Origin of the sequence: Micromonospora palythoicola (assembly GCF_036689795.1) — a bacterium.
Lineage (GTDB): Bacteria > Actinomycetota > Actinomycetes > Mycobacteriales > Micromonosporaceae > Micromonospora > Micromonospora palythoicola.
In genome coordinates, this window is record NZ_JBAGKI010000034.1 from 35,867 (window position 1) to 55,473 (window position 19,607).

20 protein-coding genes and 1 pseudogene are annotated in these 19,607 nt (G+C 67.7%); 12 read left to right on the forward strand and 9 right to left on the reverse strand.

Annotation, left to right across the window (positions count from 1 at the left end; all coding sequences use genetic code 11):
- Positions 1–85 precede the first annotated feature (85 nt).
- Both V5O40_RS16725 and V5O40_RS16730 read left to right on the forward strand, forming a co-directional pair.
- Positions 86–604 (forward strand): VOC family protein, encoded by a 519-nt coding sequence (locus V5O40_RS16725; RefSeq protein WP_332906300.1) that lies wholly within the window; start codon positions 86–88, stop codon positions 602–604.
- Positions 605–1,504: 900 nt separating this feature from the next.
- Positions 1,505–2,149 carry an alpha/beta fold hydrolase gene (locus V5O40_RS16730; protein WP_332906301.1) on the forward strand — a complete coding sequence of 215 codons (645 nt, stop codon included), beginning with the start codon at positions 1,505–1,507 and terminating at the stop codon, positions 2,147–2,149.
- Positions 2,150–2,188: 39 nt separating this feature from the next.
- On the opposite strand, the pseudogene V5O40_RS16735 reads toward V5O40_RS16730, so the two are convergent.
- Positions 2,189–2,593: pseudogene (locus V5O40_RS16735) on the reverse strand (mycothiol transferase); the annotation flags it as partial.
- Here V5O40_RS16735 and V5O40_RS16740 point away from each other — a divergent pair.
- Positions 2,592–3,266, forward strand: coding sequence for a HEAT repeat domain-containing protein (locus V5O40_RS16740; RefSeq protein WP_332906302.1), 675 nt, complete (start codon positions 2,592–2,594; stop codon positions 3,264–3,266). The pseudogene V5O40_RS16735 and the gene V5O40_RS16740 sit on opposite strands and share 2 nt — an antisense overlap.
- Positions 3,267–3,424: 158 nt before the next feature.
- On the opposite strand, the gene V5O40_RS16745 is transcribed toward V5O40_RS16740, so the two are convergent.
- Positions 3,425–4,105, reverse strand: coding sequence for a hypothetical protein (locus tag V5O40_RS16745; RefSeq protein ID WP_332906303.1), 681 nt, complete (start codon positions 4,103–4,105; stop codon positions 3,425–3,427).
- 143 nt (positions 4,106–4,248) lie between these two features.
- Here V5O40_RS16745 and V5O40_RS16750 point away from each other — a divergent pair, with 143 nt between their 5' ends.
- Complete coding sequence (locus V5O40_RS16750; protein ID WP_408631895.1) at positions 4,249–4,773, forward strand: HAD domain-containing protein; 525 nt, start codon at positions 4,249–4,251, stop codon at positions 4,771–4,773.
- A gap of 202 nt (positions 4,774–4,975) precedes the next feature.
- Here the strand turns inward: V5O40_RS16750 and V5O40_RS16755 are convergent, their stop codons facing one another.
- The 3 genes from V5O40_RS16755 to V5O40_RS28015 all read right to left on the reverse strand — a co-directional run bounded on the left by V5O40_RS16755 (position 4,976) and on the right by V5O40_RS28015 (position 7,211).
- Positions 4,976–5,623, reverse strand: a complete 648-nt coding sequence (locus tag V5O40_RS16755; protein WP_332906304.1) for a hypothetical protein — start codon at positions 5,621–5,623, stop codon at positions 4,976–4,978.
- Positions 5,598–5,996 (reverse strand): PadR family transcriptional regulator, encoded by a 399-nt coding sequence (locus tag V5O40_RS16760; RefSeq protein WP_332906305.1) that lies wholly within the window; start codon positions 5,994–5,996, stop codon positions 5,598–5,600. The genes V5O40_RS16755 and V5O40_RS16760 overlap by 26 nt, the downstream gene beginning before the upstream one ends.
- A gap of 432 nt (positions 5,997–6,428) precedes the next feature.
- Positions 6,429–7,211 (reverse strand): IS110 family transposase, encoded by a 783-nt coding sequence (locus V5O40_RS28015; RefSeq protein ID WP_456299390.1) that lies wholly within the window; start codon positions 7,209–7,211, stop codon positions 6,429–6,431.
- Between V5O40_RS28015 and V5O40_RS27965 the strand changes: the two genes are divergently transcribed.
- Positions 7,093–7,476 (forward strand): VOC family protein, encoded by a 384-nt coding sequence (locus V5O40_RS27965; RefSeq protein WP_408631896.1) that lies wholly within the window; start codon positions 7,093–7,095, stop codon positions 7,474–7,476. The two genes, V5O40_RS28015 and V5O40_RS27965, sit on opposite strands and share 119 nt — an antisense overlap.
- Before the next feature lie 126 nt (positions 7,477–7,602).
- Here the strand turns inward: V5O40_RS27965 and V5O40_RS16770 are convergent, their stop codons facing one another.
- The gene (locus V5O40_RS16770) at positions 7,603–8,037 is read right to left on the reverse strand and encodes a VOC family protein (RefSeq protein WP_332906307.1); all 435 of its coding nucleotides are present in this window, start codon (positions 8,035–8,037) and stop codon (positions 7,603–7,605) included.
- Positions 8,038–8,541: 504 nt separating this feature from the next.
- On the opposite strand from V5O40_RS16770, the gene V5O40_RS16775 reads away from it, so the two are divergent.
- Complete coding sequence (locus V5O40_RS16775; RefSeq protein ID WP_332906308.1) at positions 8,542–9,393, forward strand: RCC1 domain-containing protein; 852 nt, start codon at positions 8,542–8,544, stop codon at positions 9,391–9,393.
- Between the two features lie 143 nt (positions 9,394–9,536).
- The gene (locus V5O40_RS16780) at positions 9,537–10,214 is read left to right on the forward strand and encodes a hypothetical protein (protein WP_332906309.1); all 678 of its coding nucleotides are present in this window, start codon (positions 9,537–9,539) and stop codon (positions 10,212–10,214) included.
- Between the two features lie 72 nt (positions 10,215–10,286).
- On the opposite strand, the gene V5O40_RS16785 is transcribed toward V5O40_RS16780, so the two are convergent.
- A complete protein-coding gene (locus tag V5O40_RS16785) occupies positions 10,287–10,700 on the reverse strand; it encodes a hypothetical protein (RefSeq protein ID WP_332906310.1) in 414 nt (137 codons plus the stop codon).
- Here V5O40_RS16785 and V5O40_RS16790 point away from each other — a divergent pair.
- From V5O40_RS16790 to V5O40_RS16800, 3 genes are all read left to right on the forward strand, one after another.
- Positions 10,687–11,148 (forward strand): DUF1203 domain-containing protein, encoded by a 462-nt coding sequence (locus V5O40_RS16790; protein ID WP_332906311.1) that lies wholly within the window; start codon positions 10,687–10,689, stop codon positions 11,146–11,148. The genes V5O40_RS16785 and V5O40_RS16790 overlap by 14 nt on opposite strands.
- A 698-nt stretch (positions 11,149–11,846) precedes the next feature.
- Positions 11,847–12,038 (forward strand): hypothetical protein, encoded by a 192-nt coding sequence (locus V5O40_RS16795; protein ID WP_332906312.1) that lies wholly within the window; start codon positions 11,847–11,849, stop codon positions 12,036–12,038.
- Positions 12,039–12,174: 136 nt separating this feature from the next.
- Entirely contained in the window at positions 12,175–12,567 is a 393-nt protein-coding gene (locus tag V5O40_RS16800) for a hypothetical protein (RefSeq protein ID WP_332906313.1), read from the forward strand.
- Positions 12,568–12,901: 334 nt separating this feature from the next.
- Here V5O40_RS16800 and V5O40_RS16805 read toward each other — a convergent pair whose 3' ends face one another.
- Positions 12,902–14,959: a SpoIIE family protein phosphatase gene (locus V5O40_RS16805; RefSeq protein WP_332906314.1), complete on the reverse strand. Its 2,058-nt coding sequence runs from the start codon at positions 14,957–14,959 to the stop codon at positions 12,902–12,904.
- A 446-nt stretch (positions 14,960–15,405) separates the two neighbouring features.
- On the opposite strand from V5O40_RS16805, the gene V5O40_RS16810 reads away from it, so the two are divergent.
- Positions 15,406–15,870, forward strand: a complete 465-nt coding sequence (locus V5O40_RS16810; RefSeq protein WP_332906321.1) for a hypothetical protein — start codon at positions 15,406–15,408, stop codon at positions 15,868–15,870.
- A gap of 118 nt (positions 15,871–15,988) precedes the next feature.
- On the opposite strand, the gene cpt is transcribed toward V5O40_RS16810, so the two are convergent.
- Complete coding sequence (cpt, locus tag V5O40_RS16815; RefSeq protein WP_332906315.1) at positions 15,989–16,621, reverse strand: chloramphenicol phosphotransferase CPT; 633 nt, start codon at positions 16,619–16,621, stop codon at positions 15,989–15,991.
- 402 nt (positions 16,622–17,023) lie between these two features.
- Between cpt and V5O40_RS16820 the strand changes: the two genes are divergently transcribed.
- Entirely contained in the window at positions 17,024–19,507 is a 2,484-nt protein-coding gene (locus V5O40_RS16820; RefSeq protein ID WP_332906316.1) for an alpha/beta hydrolase-fold protein, read from the forward strand.
- Positions 19,508–19,607: the final 100 nt, after the last annotated feature.

Below are 19,607 nucleotides of genomic sequence, written 5' to 3' on the forward strand. Positions count from 1 at the left end.
CATCATGCCGTCCGACTAGGACCGATTCTGACCTATACACCGTCTACGGTGGGGCGCAGCTCACCACCACCCTGAGGAGATCGCCGTGAACAGCACCGCACCAGCCGGGTACACGACCGCAGCGCCGTGGATCGTCACGCCGGACACCGGACAGTTGCTGGACTTCATCACTGCGGTGTTCGACGGCACCGAGTTGGGACGGGTACCCCTGGAGGACGGAACCATCGGCCACGCCGAGATCCGCGTCGGCGACACCGTTCTGCTCGCGTTCGACCAGCGGCCGGACTGGCCGGCGATGCCGTCGCTCCTACGGGTGTTCGTCGCCGACCCCGACGCGACCATCGAACGCGCGGTCGCCGCCGGAGCCCAGCTGGTCACGGAGGCGGCCACCCACGCCTTCGGTCAACGGACGGGCCGGGTACGCGACCGGTTCGGCAACATCTGGTGGATCAGCGCGGTGATCGAAGACGTCACCCCTGAGGTGGGGATGCGACGGCTCACCGAACCGCAGTACGCCGAAGCGATGCGCGACGCTCAGGAGACGTACGACCGCGAACTGAGAGGCCGCACCGGCGCCACCACCAGCCCTCCCCAGAACGGCTGAACTCGCAGCCGTCCAGACACTCGGTCACCGCAACGCCCTCGCAGTCATCCCTCCGTACGCTGTCTCCGCGTCCAAACGCCCTCATCTCGGCTACGACAAGATGCCAGCGCCGCCGACCTCCGCTATGCCACGTGACGAGCGGATCACGGCATGTGCGGACGACTACCGACTACGAGGGAGGCGCATTTCGTCGGCATGGTCGACACCACGTTGATCGTCGACTGACACTGGGCGGATGGGAGCAGATGCCGCCAAGCGCCGTGAGTCGCAACCTGCGGGTTGGGCAGTGCCGGGCTGGACAGATGGCCGAGGTGGGCGCCTCATCTTCACTGGGGAGTCAGGTATTCCTGATCCGCCGCTTCCCGGGGCGCTGCGTGGCACCGTGGGCAACTCGCTGGTGGGCACCACCATCGGCCTGGCGATCTGCTTGACGGCTGTCGGCTTCGGGTGGGCGGAGCATGCGGGCGTAGCCGCCCTGGCCGCTACTGGGATACCTCAAGTCCGCCGGCGATACCGACTACGAGTGGCGCTCCTTTTCCTGGTCACGACTGCAGCCTGCCTGGTAGTTGGCATCGTTGTCGGAGGCGGACTGCGGGCGCCGTGGGACGTGTTCTTCCCGCTGGCCTTCGCCCTGTCCGTCGGCAGCCTCGCGGGGACGACTGCCGCCTACTTACCGTGGCGGACTCGTTAACACTGAGAATCAGGAGCAGCAGCCTCGAACCCGAAGCCCGGACATCCGCTGTCGCCACCGCCGCGCTCGATCCGCGGCAGATCCGGTCGTCGCGGGAAGATGCTTCCGGCTCGGTGCGTGATTCTGCCGTGAGGTCGCCGGTGGTTGGCCGGGTATGGCGTATCGGGCGGCGCTACTGACTGTCGTACCCCTGTGCGAGGCTTTGGCGCATGGCGACCTTCGTTCTGATCCACGGCGGTGGCGGCAGTTCCTGGGACTGGCATCTGCTGGCCCCTGAGCTGGCCGGACGGGGCCACGACGTGGTGGTGCCGGAGTTGCCGATCGAGGACAGGGCGGCAGGCTTCGCCGAGTTCTGTGACACGGTCGTCGATGCCGTCGGCGATGATCGCAACCTCGTGGTCGTCGGACACTCGTATGGTGCGTTCACGGCGCCGCTGGTCGCTGACAAGCTGCCTGTGCGGCTCATTGTCCTGCTCACTCCCATGATCCCGAAACCGGGTGAGAGTCCCGGCGACTGGTGGGGCAACACCGGTCACCGCAGCGCGGAGGGGCTCAGTGAGGAGGAACAGTTCTACAACGGCGTGCCGGCCGAGATCGTCGCGGAGGCTTCTGCGCATGACCGCGACCAGGTCAGCGCAGAATGGAACGAGCCGTGGCCCCTGGATGCGTGGCCGGACGTGCCGACGAGGGTGCTCATCGCCCGCGAAGACCGGTTCTTCCCGCCCGACTTCCAACGCCGCGTGGCGGCCGACCGCCTCGACGCTCTACCGGATGAAATCGACGGTGGTCACGCGGTGGCGCTCAGCCATCCGAAGCAACTCGCCGACCAGCTGACCGCGTACCTGCCGCGCTGAAGGAGGGCCTCTTTGCCTGTAGCGATGGGACAGGGGTGGCTAACCGAACCGGTCTGCGAGCTTCGTCAGCTTGGTGACGTACGCCGGCCAGTCGTAGTCATCGGGGACGCCAGAGTTCTCCCGCCGCAAGCCGATCGCCCTGTCGTGCTGCTCGCGCATGATGTCGACGTGACCGGCGTGACGGGCGAGGTCGGTGGTCACGTGGATAATGATCCTGTGCAGCGTCACGTCCCTTTCGCCGGGGCGCCACCACGGCACCTGCCCTGGCGCGTCAAGGGGTAGCTGTTCGATCGTCCGATCCGCGAACGCCCCGACACGGCGATACAGGTTGATCAGCCCATCCTTCGTCTCACCCTCCCGCGCGTACCAGTCTGCCTGCGGGTCCTCCTCGAACGCCTGCATGGGGACCAGTTCCTCGGGCATCGGGAACTCACGCCCGAAGGTGATCAACGACCCGGACACGCCAGCCCGGCCTGCCCTGACGAGGTTGCTTCGAGACGTAGGACTGGGCGCCTACACCGATCGCGATCTGCCGTTCGATCCGAAGGCCGCCTTCGATGGGCCGACGGTGACCCGCCGGCAGGAGGACATGGCCATCGAACTCGTCTACCACCGCGACGAGGGCCTCACCGAGGAGGCGATGGACATCACCGACTCGTGCGCCGCGAAGTGGGCCGCCGACGCGTACCGAGCTGTGGCGGCACACGTGGACACCTACCGTCATTGGCTCGACGACGATCCGCTGGTCGCGTCCCAGGCCGCCGAGCTGCTGGCGTGGTTCCCGCCGGACGAGCCGACGATCGCCGCGCTGCTGTCGGCCGACAGTACCGACGCCGTCCGGGCGAGCGCGAACCTCGCCCTGGCCCACCTGACGGTGTCGCCCTGCGCGATCGCGGCCCGGATGACGGACCTGCTCGGTCACGACTCGTTCGTCGTGCGGGTAACGGCTGCCGTGGCGCTCGCGCGCAGGCTGGGTCAGGAACTACCCGATCCGGCGCTGAGCTTGCTCATCGATGCCAAGGATGCCGCAGCACTGCCTGACTTCCCGCTCGGCTGGCAGCACCGGGCCGCCCGTGGGTACGTCGCCTCGGCTCTACAACGTCTGGGGCTTGGTTGACCTCACTGCCCCGAGGTGTCTGCACCAACTCCCGCCGGGCACCCCTCGTTTCACCTCCCTGAAATGCCGCAAGTCGCGCGCGGTCTGGTCGGGCGGCCGGAATCTGCCCGGTGAGGGACCAGCGTGCTGTCGAAGTTGGCCCAGGTGTGGGTCTGACGTCACGCTGCTGCGATCGGATATCCAATGGTGGCGATTTTCTCGTGCAGTCCGGCAACGGTTACTTCCGGGTTTAGTGCCCGCACAACGGCGTCAGTGAGCGGGCGGTGCGCGACGACGTGCTCGACCACCGTCCGGTCCACCTCGATCTCGTAGTAGTCCTCGGCGAACGTGACGTACTGGTCGGCGATGTCGTCGAGCAGGATTTCGAGTAGGCCAGAGCCGTCCAAGGCGTTGTCGTCGTACGGCCTGTGGAGCGCGGGGAAGGTGATGTCTTCGCCTGCGTACCAGCGGTCGTCACCGCAGAGCCGCCACAATACGGCGGTGGCGAGGAACTGTCCCTCCTCGTCGCCGAACGCTGGTTCCTCGATCTGCGGACGGAACGCCGACGGAATGCCGTCGAGCAGTCCGGGCCACAGCTCGTGGTCCGGATCGCGGTAGGGCGTCATCGCCGACTCGTGGGCGAACACCCGGATGAACGCGCCGTCGGCGGTGAACACGACCGCCCACTCGTCGCCGCTGCCGTTGTTCATCAGTGCCGCCTCGTCGTCACCCCAGGCGCGGGTGTAGGCGTAGTAGGGCTCGCCACCGTTGACGATGCATTCCAGCACGGCAAGCGCCTTGCAGCGGTTTCGCAGTACGTCGATGGAAGGCAGCTTGGCGGCGGTGTCGTACACGGTCACCCGGAGAACCTACGCCGAAACAGCACCACACCCTCACGCACCTTCAGGGCGTCGCCGAGACCTCGGTGAAAATGCACGCTCACGCGCTTGGCGCGCTGCGCCAAGGACGGGTCGCTGACGCCGATGAGCGGTACGGTTCGGCGGTGTCTGCCTGGGATGGTCGAGCGTTGGTCTTTATCGACGTCGACGGTGTGCTCATTCCGCTGCGGTCTCGGCCAGCCGGAGCCTCTGGCCGCCATAGGGGCAACGCGGGTAATGGTCCCGACTGCGCCGGCAATCCTCTGCTGGATCGTCTCGCGCCCGACGACGGTCGCGGGTTGCTCGCCTTGCCGGGTGAACTGGTCTGGGCGAGTACGTGGATGGCTGAGGCGAACGAGGTGGTGGCCCCTCGGCTCGGCCTACCCATCCTGCCCATGGTCGACTGGATCGACGATGACCGACAACCACCGAGCGGGGTGCACTGGAAGACCGCGTCGTTGGTGCGGTGGGCGGCAGGGCGTCCGTTCGTCTGGCTCGACGATGAGATCACCGACGGCGACCGGCGATGGGTCGCCGCACACTATCCACACCCGGCGCTGCTGCACCGCGTCGATCCACATCTGGGACTGACCGACACCGACCTCACGGCCGTGCGGCAGTGGCTCGACCACCGAGACGGGGCGGCTTGATCCGCTGCGCCGTCCATCGCGGGCTCGGCTCGTGTGCTCTTTACCGCGGGTCGTTCGCGACGCACCGTCGCGGCATCTGAGTGGCTGCTTGGCCGGTGCAGGTTCTGGCCGGTAGCGCAGGTGCTTCGAAATCGGGGCATGCTCCGGGGTTGAGCCGACGCGTCGCTGCGTCGCCCTTTGCTGGTGCATCACATCGGCTGGCTTAGCCCGCCGTGGTTACGGACTTGCGGCGGGCCAGCGCCGTTGCGGCGAGGACGATCGCGGCTTCGGTTCCGATTGCCAGGGGGGTGAGCGGGAAGTCGAGCGCCCAGCCGAATGCGGCTGCGGCGGCGATGGCGGCGGCGATCGTGGGTGGCAGCAGCAGTGTCATTCGCGTAGCGGTGTGTCGGATGCGGGGTACGTCACGCAGGGTGATGCGCACGGCCAGGACGGCGCCGGCGATGACGACCGCGGCGACGGCGCCGTAGAAGACACCAGCGGCGAGCCACACCGGTACGCGCACATCTCGCGGCAGGTCGAATGCCGCCACGAATGCCTGGTGCAGGCTGATGACCAGGATGTATCCCAGGATGAGGGAGAGCACTGCGCCCGCGCTCGCCACGCCGAGTACCTGGCCGTAGCGCGGTGGGATCCGTTGCACGCCGGCTTCCTCGGCGATCCTCAGGGCGAACCCGGTGGGGTCAGTGCCGAGAAGCTCCGCAGGGTCGATCCCGTCGGCAGTTGCGGCGTCGAGTTCGATGCGCAGGTCGGCAGCGAGAGTCGCCCGGTCACGACGGTGGATGCCGAGAGCGCGCCATTCCCGGTCTGCGGCGGCGAGGAGGTGGTCAACGGCCGGCGTCGACGTGCTCATGGTCATCTCCTGGATTCGGTGGACGGACGGCGAGGGTTTCGTTCACGACGCTGGCGAACTGGGTCCACTGCTCACGCCAGGCGTTCAGTCGGTGATGGCCGGTGTCGGTGAGTCGATAGACCTTGCGGGGCGGGCCGTTGGGGCTGGGCTGCATCGCGTTGGCCACGAGTCCCAAGCGGTGCAGTCGGGTGATCAACGGGTAGACGGTGCCGTAGCTGACCGTTCCGAATCCAGCGGTGTCGAGTTGGCGGACGAGTTGGTAGCCGTGCGCGGGCTCGGCGGCAAGTAGCGCAAGCAGGCACATGTCCAAGCAGCCGCGCAGGAGCTGGGCCTGCCGCTCGGCTGACTCACCCGACTCGCCGTTCACTATCATGCGCCACATAGTACGGCCGGTACTATGTGGTGTCTAATAGGTGTCCCTGAAGAGGGTGACAGCGTCTCAGCTTTGTCACCCGGGTGCTCCACGACGTCGTGGCGCCTCACCAACCACGTTTGCTCGCGGAGCCCCTCGTCCCGCGGGTGCTGCGACAGGTCCGACCTGCAGCGCTACCGAGGTCTGCCCGCGCAACGCGTAGATCGAGCGCATGGATCTGCCGCTGTCCGCTCACAAGGGGCTGGGCACGCCTCGCCAATGGCGAGGCGTGCCCGGTTCGGGAACCGGGTTATGTCGCCGACCTCGACCAGCAGCCGGGCGGCGTCGGAGGGTCCGATGTCGTGCAGGTCCATCAAGGTGGTGCCGGTGGAGGCCACCAGTTCCTTAGGTCGGCGTCTTTGGAGCGTCGGTAGATTCGTTCGGGGTCGGCGATCAGTTCCGCGCTCCACCCGGGATCGGCTCGAGGAGCAGTTGATGCAGGTGGGAGACCATCCAGGTGTGGTCCTCGCCGAGGGAGCGGCGCCAGTCGACCAGGATCCGCAGCAGGGCCAGCTGCTCATCGTTGACCACGGGGCGCAGTCCGGCCATGCGGGTGCCGACCAGCGCGATACAGTGGGCGTCGGTGGCGTCGGTATTGCGGCCCCGCCCGGTGGCGAACACCCGCGCCCTGGCCGACAGCTTCGGTGGCACGTCAACGACCTGCTCACCATCGGCCAGGAGCCGGTTGGCGATGTGCCGGCCCATCCCTTGGCAGCCCTCGATCGCCCAGACCCGGTTCGGCCACTGGCCGGCGTACTTCCTCATCGCCGGGTAACCGTCCCGGCCGGTGTCGAACCGGCCGCCGCCGACGACGGTCTCGTCGCGGGCCATGACCTCGATCGTTGCCGAGCGCTTGTGCGGGTCCATCCCGATGACCACACGATCCGGCGTGCCACTCAAACGCGTTCTCCGATGCTCGATCCACCTGGGTTGTCGAGCCGGGAGGGCAACGCTACTTCGAGCCGAGCAAACCCCTCTTGAACCTCTCCCCGCCCTGGGGCGATGCCCGGGCCGCGCAGGCCAGATGAGAGCCACACGACCAGCGTGGGCAGCCGAAATGAGAGCGACAGCCCGGACGCCTCGACCGAAGCCTGGCCGGGCCACGGTCGCTTTCTGGACGCCTGCTCTCGGCCATGTCAGGGAACCTGGTTCCGATAAGCCTGACAACGCAACCATCGTCGACCCGGATGGCAGGGGGTCGGCCATTGGTTTCCTGAAGGTGCCTGAGGGGAGAGTTCGTGCCCCAAGAGACGACGATCCCGAAGAGGTACGGGGACACGACCGGCTGCACTTCGACATTCGGGTCGGGGCCGAGAACCACCCTGAGGTGGTCGCGAAGCTGATCGCTCGTGGTGCGATGAAGCTGTGGGATGGCCGGCACGAGTCACATGCATGGGTCACAATGGCCGACGGGGAAGGCAACAAACTCTGTGTCGCCTGATCCTCGGGCCTCTTCGATTCAACAATCCCTGAAATCGCGCTTGCCGGAACGGATATCGTCGGATTCCGCACCCGGATCTCGCGATGGCGAACTGCGCCGGTTGACTAGGAAGCCGACATGCTGCCCTCAGTCGAGGCAGAATTCGTTGCCTTCGATGTCCTGCAGCGTGTAGCACGACTCGTTCTCCTCATCGGCATGCTGCAGCAGCACAGGTGTCGCGCCGAGCGCGATCAGCCGTGCGCCTTCGGCCTCAAGTACGGCCAGACGCTCGGCGCCCACGAGCCCGGCACCGGTCCGCACATCGAGGTGCAGCCGATTTTTTACGACTTTGCCTTCTGGAACGCGCTGAAAGAACAGTCGCGGGCCGACGCCGTTGGGGTCGATGCAGGCCGACCATGCGTCCCGCTGCTCGACCGGCAGGGCGAGGTTGTAGTCCTCCCAGCTGGCAAACCCCTTCGGTGGTGGCGGCAAGACGTACCCCAACACCTCGCACCAGAATCGAGCGACGCGCCCAGGCTCCTTGCAGTCGAAAGTGACCTGGAACTTCTTGATCGACTTCATTGCCTCACCCTAAAGTAGGCTCTTCCGCCACCATCGGCCGCCCCGAGACCAAGACCGATCGATGCTTGGTTTCCGAGGGCATCGACGTCCTCGACCGTGGCCGCGTCACCGAGTTGCTGGACCCGCACCGGCCCTCGTACGCCTGACATCTCGACCGGACGCGCTGACCAAGGTCTCACATGCTCGCTTCTGCCGCCGATCGGCTGTCACATCGTGTAGCGGAGGTCGGCGGCACTGGCACCCGGTCGTGCGAGCGAGCGGATGCTGACGTTGGCACTTGGGCCTGTGTCGAAGTCCCTGGCCGGACTGCGGCGGGCCCAGGCGACGACCGACTGCGTTGGGAATCGGTCCGGATACAACACCGGTATCCGGACCGATTCCCGCCTTGCCGGACCGCCGCCTGGCCTCCGCCTCGGCTCGACCGAGGACTTCGACACAGGCCCTAGGAGACCTGGCGGGCGCCGTTTGTCCGCCCCGTGTGGTCTGGTCCGTAGTGTTGTGCGGATGACGGGTTCGGTCATCGCTGCGGGACGGCGGCACTCGCTGGGGTTGTGTGCAACGGGAACCGTGGTCGCAGCCGGTGCTGGAGCATCCGGTGAGTGCCGGGTCGAGGATTGGACCGGCGTGGTCGCCGTGGCAGCGGGCAACGTGCACACGGCGCCGAACACCGGGCGGTCGCACAGCGTCGGACTGCGCGCTGACGGCACGGCCATGGCTACCGGCTGGAACGCCGACGGGCAGTGCGACGTATCCGCTTGGGCCGGCGTGACCCTGATCGCCGCGGGCTGGCGCCGCACGCTCGGGCTGACCCGCGACGGCACGGTGCTGGCGACGGGACGGCTGCGCGAGGGTGCCTGCGACGTGGCCGAATGGCGAGAGGTCGTCGGATTGGCCGCAGGCGACTGGCATTCGGCAGCCCTGCGAGCCGACGGAACCGTCGTGGCCGTGGGAAACGATCGTCGTGGGCAGTGCGCGGTGGGCGGATGGCGCGACATCACCGCCATCACCGCCGGCTACCTTCACACGGTCGGCCTCACCAGCGACGGTCGCGTGTGCGCGGTGGGTGACCGATCGGCGGGCGCCTGCGACGTCGATGCCTGGCAGGATGTGGTGGCGGTAGCGGCCGGGAGCTACCACACCGTCGGCGTTACGGCCGCCGGCCGCGTCGTCGCCGCAGGGAACAACGATTTCGGCCAGTGCGATGTGGCCGGCTGGCGCGAGGTCGTCGCCGTGGCCGCGGGCTCGACCCATACCCTCGGACTACGCGCGGACGGCACAGTCCTCGCGGCCGGTAACAACCGACATGGCCAGTGCGACACCACCGCCTGGCAGACGATCCGATCGCCTGACCGATAACGCGCGCAGCCGGCCGGGTCTGCCGCTTCAGCGCGTAGGCAGGCTGCGTACCCGTCGGCGCCGGTAGCAGAGTCTCGCTGGGCGCGGACGTTCGGCTCTTCCGAGAAGGACGCGTCGATCTGGAGGGCGTTACGCTGCTGCGGGTGAGCTTCGACCTGTACTTCTGGCCGTCGGGGGCGGCAGAGAATCCCCGTCGGTTGGCTGATCGGCTCGCGGACGAGGAGGCCGACGCTCTGGTTGCGGATGAACGCGTTTTGGCTTTCCGCGTTGAGTTGCTCCGCCGCTGGCCGGACCTGGTCGACATGATCGCTCCGTGGCACCACGATCTGGGTTGGCGGCAGCCATGGGGCCGCACTGACCTCGCCGATCGATTCGTCGGGTTGACTCTGCCCTACGGTTGGGAAGGCACCAGCGCACTGCCGTTTCTGGCCGCTGCGTACGGGCTCGACTCGTACGACCCGCAATCGGAACAGTTGCTCACGGCGCGGTCGCTGTCGCAGGACGGCACGATCCGGGACGAGGTTGTGGCGCAGGTCGAGGGATGGGTGGCCGAGGAACACGTCGTGCAGCTGCTCCGGCAGATCAGCACCTACATCGGCTACACGTATGACGACCTGGACGAGGCAGCCCTGACCGGTGCGCTCGATGACACGGACGACGAGGCAGCCGACGGCTGGTTCGAGTACCCGCTGGCAGGTACGCCCCCGCTGGTCATCCGGTTGGCGCAGCCACCGGGTAGCGCGGTGGTCAGTGTCCGCGTCGACGGCACCATCGACCTGGTCCTGGCCACCCGGATAGAGACGCTGCTGGACCTGCTGTAACGACTCGCAGAGCAACAACCCGTACAGGTCCGGATCTGCCGCCTAGCGGGCGGCGTTGCCTGCGGTGCTCCGTCAGTAGTGGCTCAAGAACTGGCGAACCGTGATGCCGAGCACGGTCGACACTTGCGCTGTCTCGTCGGGCGACAACCAGCCACGGCCTGGATCGCGAACCTGAAGTTCGGATCGCGCAAAAACGGCTGGCCAGTAGTACGCCAAGTCGTTGAGCGAAACCGCGGCGCCCTGGGCCGGCACCCAATTCGGCACGGTCGGCACGACACGAAGGAGACTTCCGCTCACACCCACATCCTGTACCAGCTGGCGCCGGCGCTTCCTGATCGGCCAAGGTCTGCGGAAATCGGTACAGGTACGGGCAGCCATCGGAAGAACGGTCCGGCGAGCGGCCTGCGCCTGCCGCAACGCCGTGGCCGATTCCCGCCAGACTTTGCCGTCCGCCGCGACCACCGTTGAGGGCATGAGCTTCGTCATTTCCCCGATCCCACCCGCGTCCCTGAAGGCCATGCGCCATGACGGTGCCGACGACGCGGGTGAGCGCTTCGAGGCGTTCGCCGCCGAAGAGGACGGCGCCCCACTGCGGTGCTGCCTTCGCGATGCTCGCGCCGGGGAGCTCCTCGCCCTCATCGCCTACCGCCCCGAGGGCGCCGCCGGCGCCTACCGCGAGATCGGCCCGGTCTTCGTGCATGCCGCCCCGTGCGAGGGCTATGCCGAGCGGGAGAGGTATCCGGCCGCGTTCCGCCACCGCCGCCAGGTCTTCCGCGCGTACGACCAGACGGGTCGCATCGCCGACGCCCTCATCATCGAGGGAAGCCACGCGGAGGCCGGTATCGAGCAGCTGCTCGCCTGCCCGGACGTGGCTACCGTGCACAGCCGCAACGTGCTCTACGGCTGCTACATGTTCGCGATCAACCGCAGTTGACGGTATCGCACGAGGCCTCGACCCTCGGCTGCGTGTTGAGTGAGGGGGCCTGGCAGCGCTCGACGCGGGATCCCGCCGATGGGCGGGCACTCCGACTGGCGTTCGAGAGGGCGTGGCGCGAAGGTCCGGATGTGGGCGAGAGCGACGAGTACGAGCAGGTCTACGTGACGCCCTTCTGCTGTTCCTGATCGGCGATCCAGCGGACTCGCCGCGCCTGTATGCGGCGAAGTTCCGCACGGGCGACATGAGCCTGGGCATCGGCTTCGACGCCCGGGCAATCTTCGGAGCGGGCCGGGGCGACACCTTCGGTGGCTCCTGGAGAACGGATATACCGACGAGCACGCGCACCGTACTCTGTCGGCGATGATCGAGACTGCTGTCCCGGCTGTCCGCGATCGGCGTGGCACCATGGCATTCGTACTTGCGTGCATCAGCTTGGTGCTGTCGCTGGTCACGTGCTGTGGGGCCGGGCTGGTCGCCGGCACCGCCGGAATCGACCTGCTCCCAGTGCAGTCCAAGCCGCAGGTCGCCAGCGCGGGTCAGGTGGAAGCGGTCGCTCACGTGACTCTGCCGCCCGGAACCGTGCTGCTTACCGCCGCCTACAGCAACGGCCTGGAACCCTGCTTTCGGCGAAGTTCCGGATACCCCGTACCGAGCTTGACGCCTTCATCGCCACGGCGAAGTTCACTGCGGCTCCCGTGCCCGGACTACGGGCAGTCGACGCAGAACACAACGTCGGCGGCGGCGACCTGTGGGACCCCGAAACCGCCAAGGTCGTCTCCGGCATCGATGAGGAGCAACCCACTGCCGACGGCACACGCCGAGTTGTCCTGTTCAACCTTGATGCCCCCGAAGCGGTGACCGTCTACTTGTATGCCAGCCGCGGCTGAGCCCTGCGGCCGCCCGCTTTCTGTCGGGCCCCGTCCGCGTGGGCTGCCGGTCGAGCAGCAGCCCCACCCACCGGAGTACCCAGCACGGCACGGCATCGGGTGTCCGTGCCCATGGGGAACTTCCTACGCTGTCGCCGTGATCGAACGGCCGACCTGTCGGTGGCAGCGAGAGTTCGCGGAGCAGGAGGCGGCGATCGCCGCAGGAGCGTTGTCGCCGGACGAGGCGTACGCGCTGAAGGCCTTCCCGCCTGCTTTCGTCGGCGCGGTAGACGCGGCCCTGCAGACGTACGAGCAGGAAATTGGAAGTCTGGACTCTCCGACCGACACGGCCGTGTGGGCTGCGGTGCAGCGGGTCGTGTGCACCCTCAACGGCGTCGACCTGGATTTCGGCCAGCACATCGAGACCATCACCCGAGAGGAGCTGAGCGAGTACATCGAAGAAGCGCTCGCTGAGGCAGGCATCGACGTCGAGGCGTTGCTGGAGCGCCGTGGCGTCGATGAAGTCGCCGGCGAGTGGCGCAACTGGTGATCAATGCACGCCATGTCGTCGCCCGTAGGCCAGGTCCGGCGAGGACTGTGCAGATCGACGTGGGCCGGTGCGGATCCAGGTTCCGCGGGATCGGGCGGGTTCGTTCGCCCTGTGGATCGTGTCCAAGGCGCACAGTCGGCCGGGCCATGCCAGCAGCGGACGCCGAGCGCGGACGTGGCCTTGCCATCGTGGAACGGCTCTGCGATGGCGTCACCGCGTTCGGTGAACTGGGCTGCACCGTGGTTTCGTCGTCGCTTGCAAGGCGGCCTTCAGCGACACCGACGTAAGGACCCCGGCCGTGCCTCGGCCGCCGCCGGCGGCCCGGATCGTCTCGTCAGCGGTCGACCGGGTCCCGGGTGAGGCAGAGCAGGGCGATGTCGTCGCGCCGCGGCCACGGACCGACGTCGTCGGCGAGGATGTGGTCCAGGATCTCGGCCGGGTCGAGGCGGGGTGCGCAGTGCACTGCCGCGCACAACTCCTCCAGGCCCCGATCGAGTGGGTGGCTGCGGTCCTCGACGAGTCCGTCGGTGTACAGCACCAGGGTGGCGGCGGGCGGGAGGTCGAAGCGGTCCTCGCGGTAGACAACCGAGTCCGAGACGCCCAGGGCGGGGTGCGTGGTGAGGCGGACCAGGCCGGTGGAGTGTGCGTCGCGCAGGATCGGGGCCGGATGTCCGGCAAGCACTCCGGTGACGGTCCCCTCGGCGACGTCCAGTTGCAGGTAGCAGCAGGTGGCCATGGTGTTCAGCCGCAGCGCGCGGATGAGGTGGTTGACGTTGTTCATGACCATGGCCGGCCGCTGCCCGGTGACGGCGTACGCGCGCAGGGCGTCCCGGACCTGACCCATCGTCGCTGCGGCCGCGGTGTTGTGGCCGGCGACATCGCCGATCACGACGGCGACGACGCCGTCACTGATGGGAATGATGTCGTACCAGTCGCCGCCCACCTCGGCGCCGCGTGTCCACGGCAGGTAGCGGGCCGCGTGCCGCAGCCCTGCCGTCTGCGGCAGTGTCGCCGGCAGCAGCGCGTGCTGCAGCTCGGCGGCGATCGACGCGCTGGTTTCGAACAGCATCGCCCGCTGAAGTGCCTGGGCGCCCAGCCCCGCCAGGGCCGTCAGCGTCGATCTGGTGTCGGGGTCGAAGTCGCGTGGTTCCCGGTAGCCGACGACGAGCGCACCCAGCACCTCGCCGGCCACGGTCAGCGGGAGGAAAGCCCACGCCTGCCTGGACCCGGGCGGGACGGCTGTCTCCGGGTCGGGCTGAGCGGCGTGGAACTGCGACAGTGAGGTCAGATAACGGGGTTGCCCGGTGTGGGCGACGGCCGCCGCCGGGTAGGGATGCTCGATCGGCAGGTCATGCAGCCGCGCGATGATCTCTGGTTCGTACCCGGCGTGGTAGGCAAGGCGCAGGGACCGTTCCTGGCGCAGGAGCAACGCCAGGGACTGTCCGCCGGCCGAGGGCCGCAGCACCGATCCGATGGCGGTGTACACCTGCTCTGTCGTGCTCGCCGCCACCAACGCCGCGGTCACGCTTTCCAGGCTGCGGGCTCGGGCGGCGGCCTTTTCGGCGCGGGCCACGCTGTCGGCCAACTGTCGCTGTTTGTCGACCTGCTCAGTGATCTCCCGGAACGAGACCGCGACATGACCGCCGCTGGTCCGCCCCATCTTGATCTCCCACACCTGGCTGATCTCGGGATAGGTCAACTCCTGCCGCCACGGCTCCCCGGTCTCGGCCACCGCGCGATAGCGATCGAACAGCCCGTTGTCCCAGCTGTGGGCAGAGACATCGCTGAGCCGGTGACCGATCACGTCCTCCACGCTGCGGCCGGTCATCTTGGCCCCGACCTGGTTGACGTATTCGCAGACGAAGTCCACGATCTGCGCACCGGCGTCCCGCACCGGACGCAGCACCGTGAACCCGTCGAACGCGGTGTCGAGCATGTCGTACAGCCGTACCGCACCGGCCGACTGCGGAGACACCGTCACCTGACGCAGGTCCACGCACCGCACCATGATCCCGTCGCGGTACGGACCCACCCGGAACTCGAAATGTCCGGTGATGGACTGCCGCTCGTAGTAGACCGCGCGTAGGGCCGGCCTTCCCGTCTCCACCACCGACCGGTAGAACGGAAGCGTCCCGTCGTGCACGGTCTCCGGCCACAGGTGCCGGTAGCGGCGGCCGACCAACTCGGCGCGCGGCCGTCCGACCAGACCGCACCCCGCGTCGTTGATGTAGACCAGTTCGAAGTCAACGATCAGGCGACCGTCGTGCACCGCTCGGGCCAGCATCCAGCCCTGCGGCTCCAGATCCAGCATGGCGAGCACCTGAGCGTCAGGCAGCCAGTCGTCCACCTCGCCACCTCCCTCACGCGCCACCGCCGCGCGCACAGGCATCATCGCCTGCCGACATCACCTTCACCTAATGTCGTAGTCCGTCCGGCGCGGACAAGACGCCATGTGCTGATGGGCGACGGTAGATGTCACCACGAGGAACATGTTCGCTATCCCGTCCACTCACGTACCTGTGCTCACGTTCGCCTTCGGCCTGGCGCAGCGGACGCCTGTCGATCTCTGGTGTTCATCCGGGTGGTCACGCCGATGTGTCGGGCGGTGGGGCGACCGCTTCGTCGACGTCGTCCCTGGCGTCCGAGTGGTGCAGGCCGTCAACGTCGTCGCCGGCGACCCGACTTCGCGGGCACCATGACAGTGACCTGGGAGATAACAGCAACCGCCGACGGGCCGCGCGTGGACATCCGCGCCGTCGCGGTCGGCAGCCCAGGTCGAGCCGGTTCTCGGACCGCTCGAGTGGATGAACCGTGCTGGACTATTGTGCACGCGTGCCCATGTCTGTGGACCTGTCGAGTCCGGCTTCGCGCCGGGAGGCACTCCGGATGGTCGACGTCGGTGACCCGCGTCCCCACCACGGGATGCTGCGGGAGATCTTCGACCTCGAAAGGGCCTGGCGCGAGGGTCCGGACGGCGGCGAGAGCGACGAGTACGAGCAGATCTATGTAGCTGCCTTCCTGCTGTTTCTGATCGGTGATCCCGCAGACTCGTGCCGCCTGTACGCCGCAAAGTTCCGCACTGGTGATATGGACTTGGGTATCGGCTTCGACGCCCAGGCCATCTTCGGAGCGGGCCGGCACGAAACGCTGCGATGGCTCTCGGACAACGGGTACACCGCCGAGCACGCGCAGCTGTCCGAGTGGTTGTTGCACGCGGAGGACCCGAAGATCGAAGACTGGGCGCGGCACGTACGCGACTACTTCTACTCGCCGCAGGGCGTTCTGCTTCTGGATGAACTCTGATCACGAATCCTGGCATGAACAGCTGCTCATGCCGGGCGGCCGACGCATATTTCCGCCGCGTCCGCGCTCTTGCTCCGTGGGGGTACGACGGCAGCTGCGTCATCGTAGGTTCAGCCCTCTACCGCCGTGCCGCGATCGTCTTGGCGCACACGATCGACTCGGTGCGGGTGGTGTCGACCTCCACGTCGTACACCACGCCCCGGTGCACCACGTCGGCTTGTGCAGCGGCCATCCCGCAGACCCGGTCGCCGCGGGCGACCTCGCGGCCGGCGGCGACCTCCGCGTCGCAGCGGACGCCGGCCCACAGCACGTCGAGCCCGTCGAGCACGGCCCGCCATCGCTGCTGAGATGCGGCGCCGCCGAGGAAGACATCGTCGATGATGACGCGTGCACCGGCTCGGGCAGTGGCAGCGACCCCAGCCATCCAGGCCTCCTGCAGCCGGTCGAACTCGGGCCCGATGATGACGGTGCCGTCGGCTGCGAAGTCGATGCTCTCCGGCGAGCGCATACTTACCGGCATCGCCTCGATGAGCCGGTCGACGCCAACGGCGAGCCACGGTTCCGGCAGGATCGCCTGCAGGCACCGCACGATTCCCGACTTTCCCGCACTCGATCCGCCGTTGACCATGATCACCTGCTTCGACATGCTCGTCACGGTACGGCTCCCGACCGGCAAGCGTTCGCGGCGGAGGCGTTGATGGGGGCGGCGGTGGTCGGGCCGGGTCACGCCCGTGACGACCACCTTCTGCACGCGATGCTGTCCTTGGTGCGGGAGTGGTGGTGCGTCGGCGCGGTCGATCGGTCGGAGATCGTCGTGGTGCTCCCAGATCTGGCCGTGCCGTGGGGGTGCAGATGGGGCCGCCAAGGACGTCAACGGCGGCGGATCGGCGTCGACGTTCCTCAATGGATAATGCGTCGACCTGCTTGTCGGGTGCGGGGTCCACCACGGAGGCCATGGGGGCAGGAAGAGGTCTCTTGCCATGCGTTCTACACCGGTGTAGGAACTGTAGTGCGCTGGTGTGCATGTGGACTATCGCGGCTGTCGGAAAGGTCTCGGCGGCCGATCTCGATGGTGAGGCGCGTGCCTTCGATGCGGGAGGCCTTGACGCTCTGAGAGGACAGCAACGCGATGTCACACAGCAGTGGCTCCCGAATGACCAGCCTTGTCGCAGCCGCGGCCTTGGTGGTGGTGTCAGTCGCCGCGGCCGCCCCGGCTGCCGCGACCGACACGTGGCATTCGAACGACGACGTCTATCACTACTTCAAGGTGCCGCAGTCGCAGGCCAGCAGCATCGTCGGCGGAACGCCGGCAACGCTCGAACTGGAGGCGAACATCGGCCCGAGTGGCACCTGGTCGGCGCTCGCGCTCGACCCGAGCGGCTCGGACTACGCCGCGAACGTCGGTCCGCTCGAGCCCGGGCTGTACCACTACCAGTACACCGCGACCATGCCGGACAGGTCGAAGGTGTCCTTCCGTCAGCCTGGCAGCCCGGTGGCGGTGACGTCGAAACCAAACTGGAACACCTTCTTCGTGCCGGGTGAGTCGGTCGCGTGGATGGACGACATCGCTACGGGCGGGACGGTGGAGGAACTGTCCTACCCGAGCGCAGCGGCGGCGGAGGGCCGCACCGCCCTGGTGTGGACGCCGCCCGGCTACGACTCCGCCCGGGCCGAGGCGTACCCGGTCCTGTACCTGCTGAGCAGCGAGGGTCAGACCGCTCGTGAGTGGCTGGAACTCGGCCGGGCGAAGCAGATCCTCGACAACCTGGTCGCAGGCAGGGACGCCAGGCCGATGGTGGTCGTGATGGCTGACGCCAATTCCGCCGACCCCCGCGCCGAGCTGTTCAACGCCATCATCCCGGCAGCACGGGCCGGCTACCACATCTCGTCTCGGCCCAGGAGTCAGGCGCTGGCCGGTGTCGCCACGGGGGCCGAGCAGGCGATCAGCATCCTCCGCAGCGATCCCGGTGCGTTCGCCTACGTCGGATCCTTCTCCGGCGCTGTCGACAGCCCGATCACCAAGGCGGAGGCCAAGGCGATCAACAAGGGCACCAGACTGCTCCGGGTGTACGTCGGCGACACGCTCGATCCGTCGTACAACGACAACTACGACCTGCTGGTGGACCTGAAGAGGTCCGGAGCGAGGTTCGAGTTCGACGGCGTCAACCCCGACGACGGCGCCACCTGGGACGCGTGGCGGGAGAACCTGCGAGACTTCGCCGCTCGGCTCTTCGGGCAGAAGGTCGCCCGCCACGGCGCCAGCAAGGGACACCGTGCGCTGACCCGGCCGTACGAGCCCCCTGCGGCCGGGTCGATCACGACCCCGCACGTCGACCCGCACGGCATCGTCACGTTCGAGACCGGCACCCAGTGGGCTGGCGCAAAGGACGTCACGATCTGGGGCAACTGGGCTCCGAATGGCCAATGGTTCCGGATCCCGATGAGCAAGCAGCCCGACGGCCGCTGGCGAATCACTGTTGGACCGCTCGACGGCTACTACTACTACCGGTACGTGGTCGACGGCGTCGACATGAAGGACCCGGCCGACACCGTCAACACCCACGTGATGGAGTCGCAGCTTTTCGTGCCGGGTAAGACCGATGCGATGCTGGCCGATGTCCCCGAAGGCAGGGGCGGCACGGTCTCGCTGATGACCTACGACGGAGGCCAGGGCACAGAGCGCTCCGCGTACGTCTGGACGCCGCCAGGCTACGATGCCGACCGCGAAGCCACCTACCCCGTGCTGTACCTGTACCACGGCGGGGGCCAGAACTACGGCAGCTGGCTCGAAACCGGGCGTGCCAAGCAGATTCTCGACAACAGCTACCTCAGCGGGACAATGGTGCCGATGGTGGTGGTCATGCCCGACCAGAACGGCATCGACTTCTGGACCGACCTCAGCCGGCACGTGATGCCAACCGCGGCGGAGAAGTACAACATCTCGACTGATCCGGATGAGCAGGCGCTCGCCGGTCTGTCGTGGGGAGGAATGAACACCCTCGGCGCCTGGCTCGGCCACCCGGGCGAGTTCGCCTACGTCGGTGTCTTCTCGGGGTTCCTGTTCTCCTACCCCAGCGGCGTCGACGTCCAGGCGGTCAACCAAGGCACCAAGCTGGCTCGGCTGTACTCCGGTGACGTCGACTTCACGTACACGTTCACCCGGAACACGATGCAGTGGCTGACCTCCCAGGGCATCGAATACGAGTACGCCGGCACCTGGGTCGGACCGCATGGCTTCGACATCTGGATGGCGAATCTGATCGACTTCGTGCCGCGGATCTTCGCGCCCGGTTACCGGTTCGGCGGGGTGCGGCCACCGCTGGCCGGCGACGGCTCCGACATCGTCAAAGCCGGACGCCCCGTGCCGGTCAAGTTCACCCTGACCGACGCAGACGGCGAGACGGTCACCGACGCGCGGCCGCGCGTCTACCTCGTGAAGAAGACCGACGGCGTGGCTGGCAACCGCGTTGCGGCCACACCTGTCCGGAAGAGGGCGGACAACACCGCACGCCACAGCGCCGCAAAAAACCAGTACATCTTCCACTGGGACACCACCGGGCTCGCCCGAGGTGCCTACGAGTTGCAGATCGACCCGGTCCGCGGCTCCGTTCACGCCATCGCCCTGACCATCAACTGACCTCGCGTCACGCGGCCGGGGGGGGGGGGGGGGGGGGGGGGGGGGGCGGCCGGCCGGGCCGGGGGGGGGGGGGGGGGGGTGGTCGGGGGGGGGGCCCGGG

Excerpts from the sequence above, each read along its gene's own strand:
- V5O40_RS16760 (WP_332906305.1), bottom strand. The coding sequence starts at position 5,996 with ATGATAGTGAACGGCGAGTCGGGTGAGTCAGCCGAGCGGCAGGCCCAG.
- V5O40_RS16820 (WP_332906316.1), top strand. The coding sequence starts at position 17,024 with ATGACCAGCCTTGTCGCAGCCGCGGCCTTGGTGGTGGTGTCAGTCGCC.
- V5O40_RS16810 (WP_332906321.1), top strand. The coding sequence starts at position 15,406 with ATGTCTGTGGACCTGTCGAGTCCGGCTTCGCGCCGGGAGGCACTCCGG.
- V5O40_RS16785 (WP_332906310.1), bottom strand. The coding sequence starts at position 10,700 with ATGACGAAGCTCATGCCCTCAACGGTGGTCGCGGCGGACGGCAAAGTC.
- V5O40_RS16770 (WP_332906307.1), bottom strand. The coding sequence starts at position 8,037 with ATGAAGTCGATCAAGAAGTTCCAGGTCACTTTCGACTGCAAGGAGCCT.
- V5O40_RS16790 (WP_332906311.1), top strand. The coding sequence starts at position 10,687 with ATGAGCTTCGTCATTTCCCCGATCCCACCCGCGTCCCTGAAGGCCATG.
- V5O40_RS28015 (WP_456299390.1), bottom strand. The coding sequence starts at position 7,211 with ATGGTTGCGTTGTCAGGCTTATCGGAACCAGGTTCCCTGACATGGCCG.
- V5O40_RS16730 (WP_332906301.1), top strand. The coding sequence starts at position 1,505 with ATGGCGACCTTCGTTCTGATCCACGGCGGTGGCGGCAGTTCCTGGGAC.
- V5O40_RS16755 (WP_332906304.1), bottom strand. The coding sequence starts at position 5,623 with ATGAGCACGTCGACGCCGGCCGTTGACCACCTCCTCGCCGCCGCAGAC.
- V5O40_RS16775 (WP_332906308.1), top strand. The coding sequence starts at position 8,542 with ATGACGGGTTCGGTCATCGCTGCGGGACGGCGGCACTCGCTGGGGTTG.
- V5O40_RS27965 (WP_408631896.1), top strand. The coding sequence starts at position 7,093 with ATGAGAGCGACAGCCCGGACGCCTCGACCGAAGCCTGGCCGGGCCACG.
- V5O40_RS16805 (WP_332906314.1), bottom strand. The coding sequence starts at position 14,959 with ATGATGCCTGTGCGCGCGGCGGTGGCGCGTGAGGGAGGTGGCGAGGTG.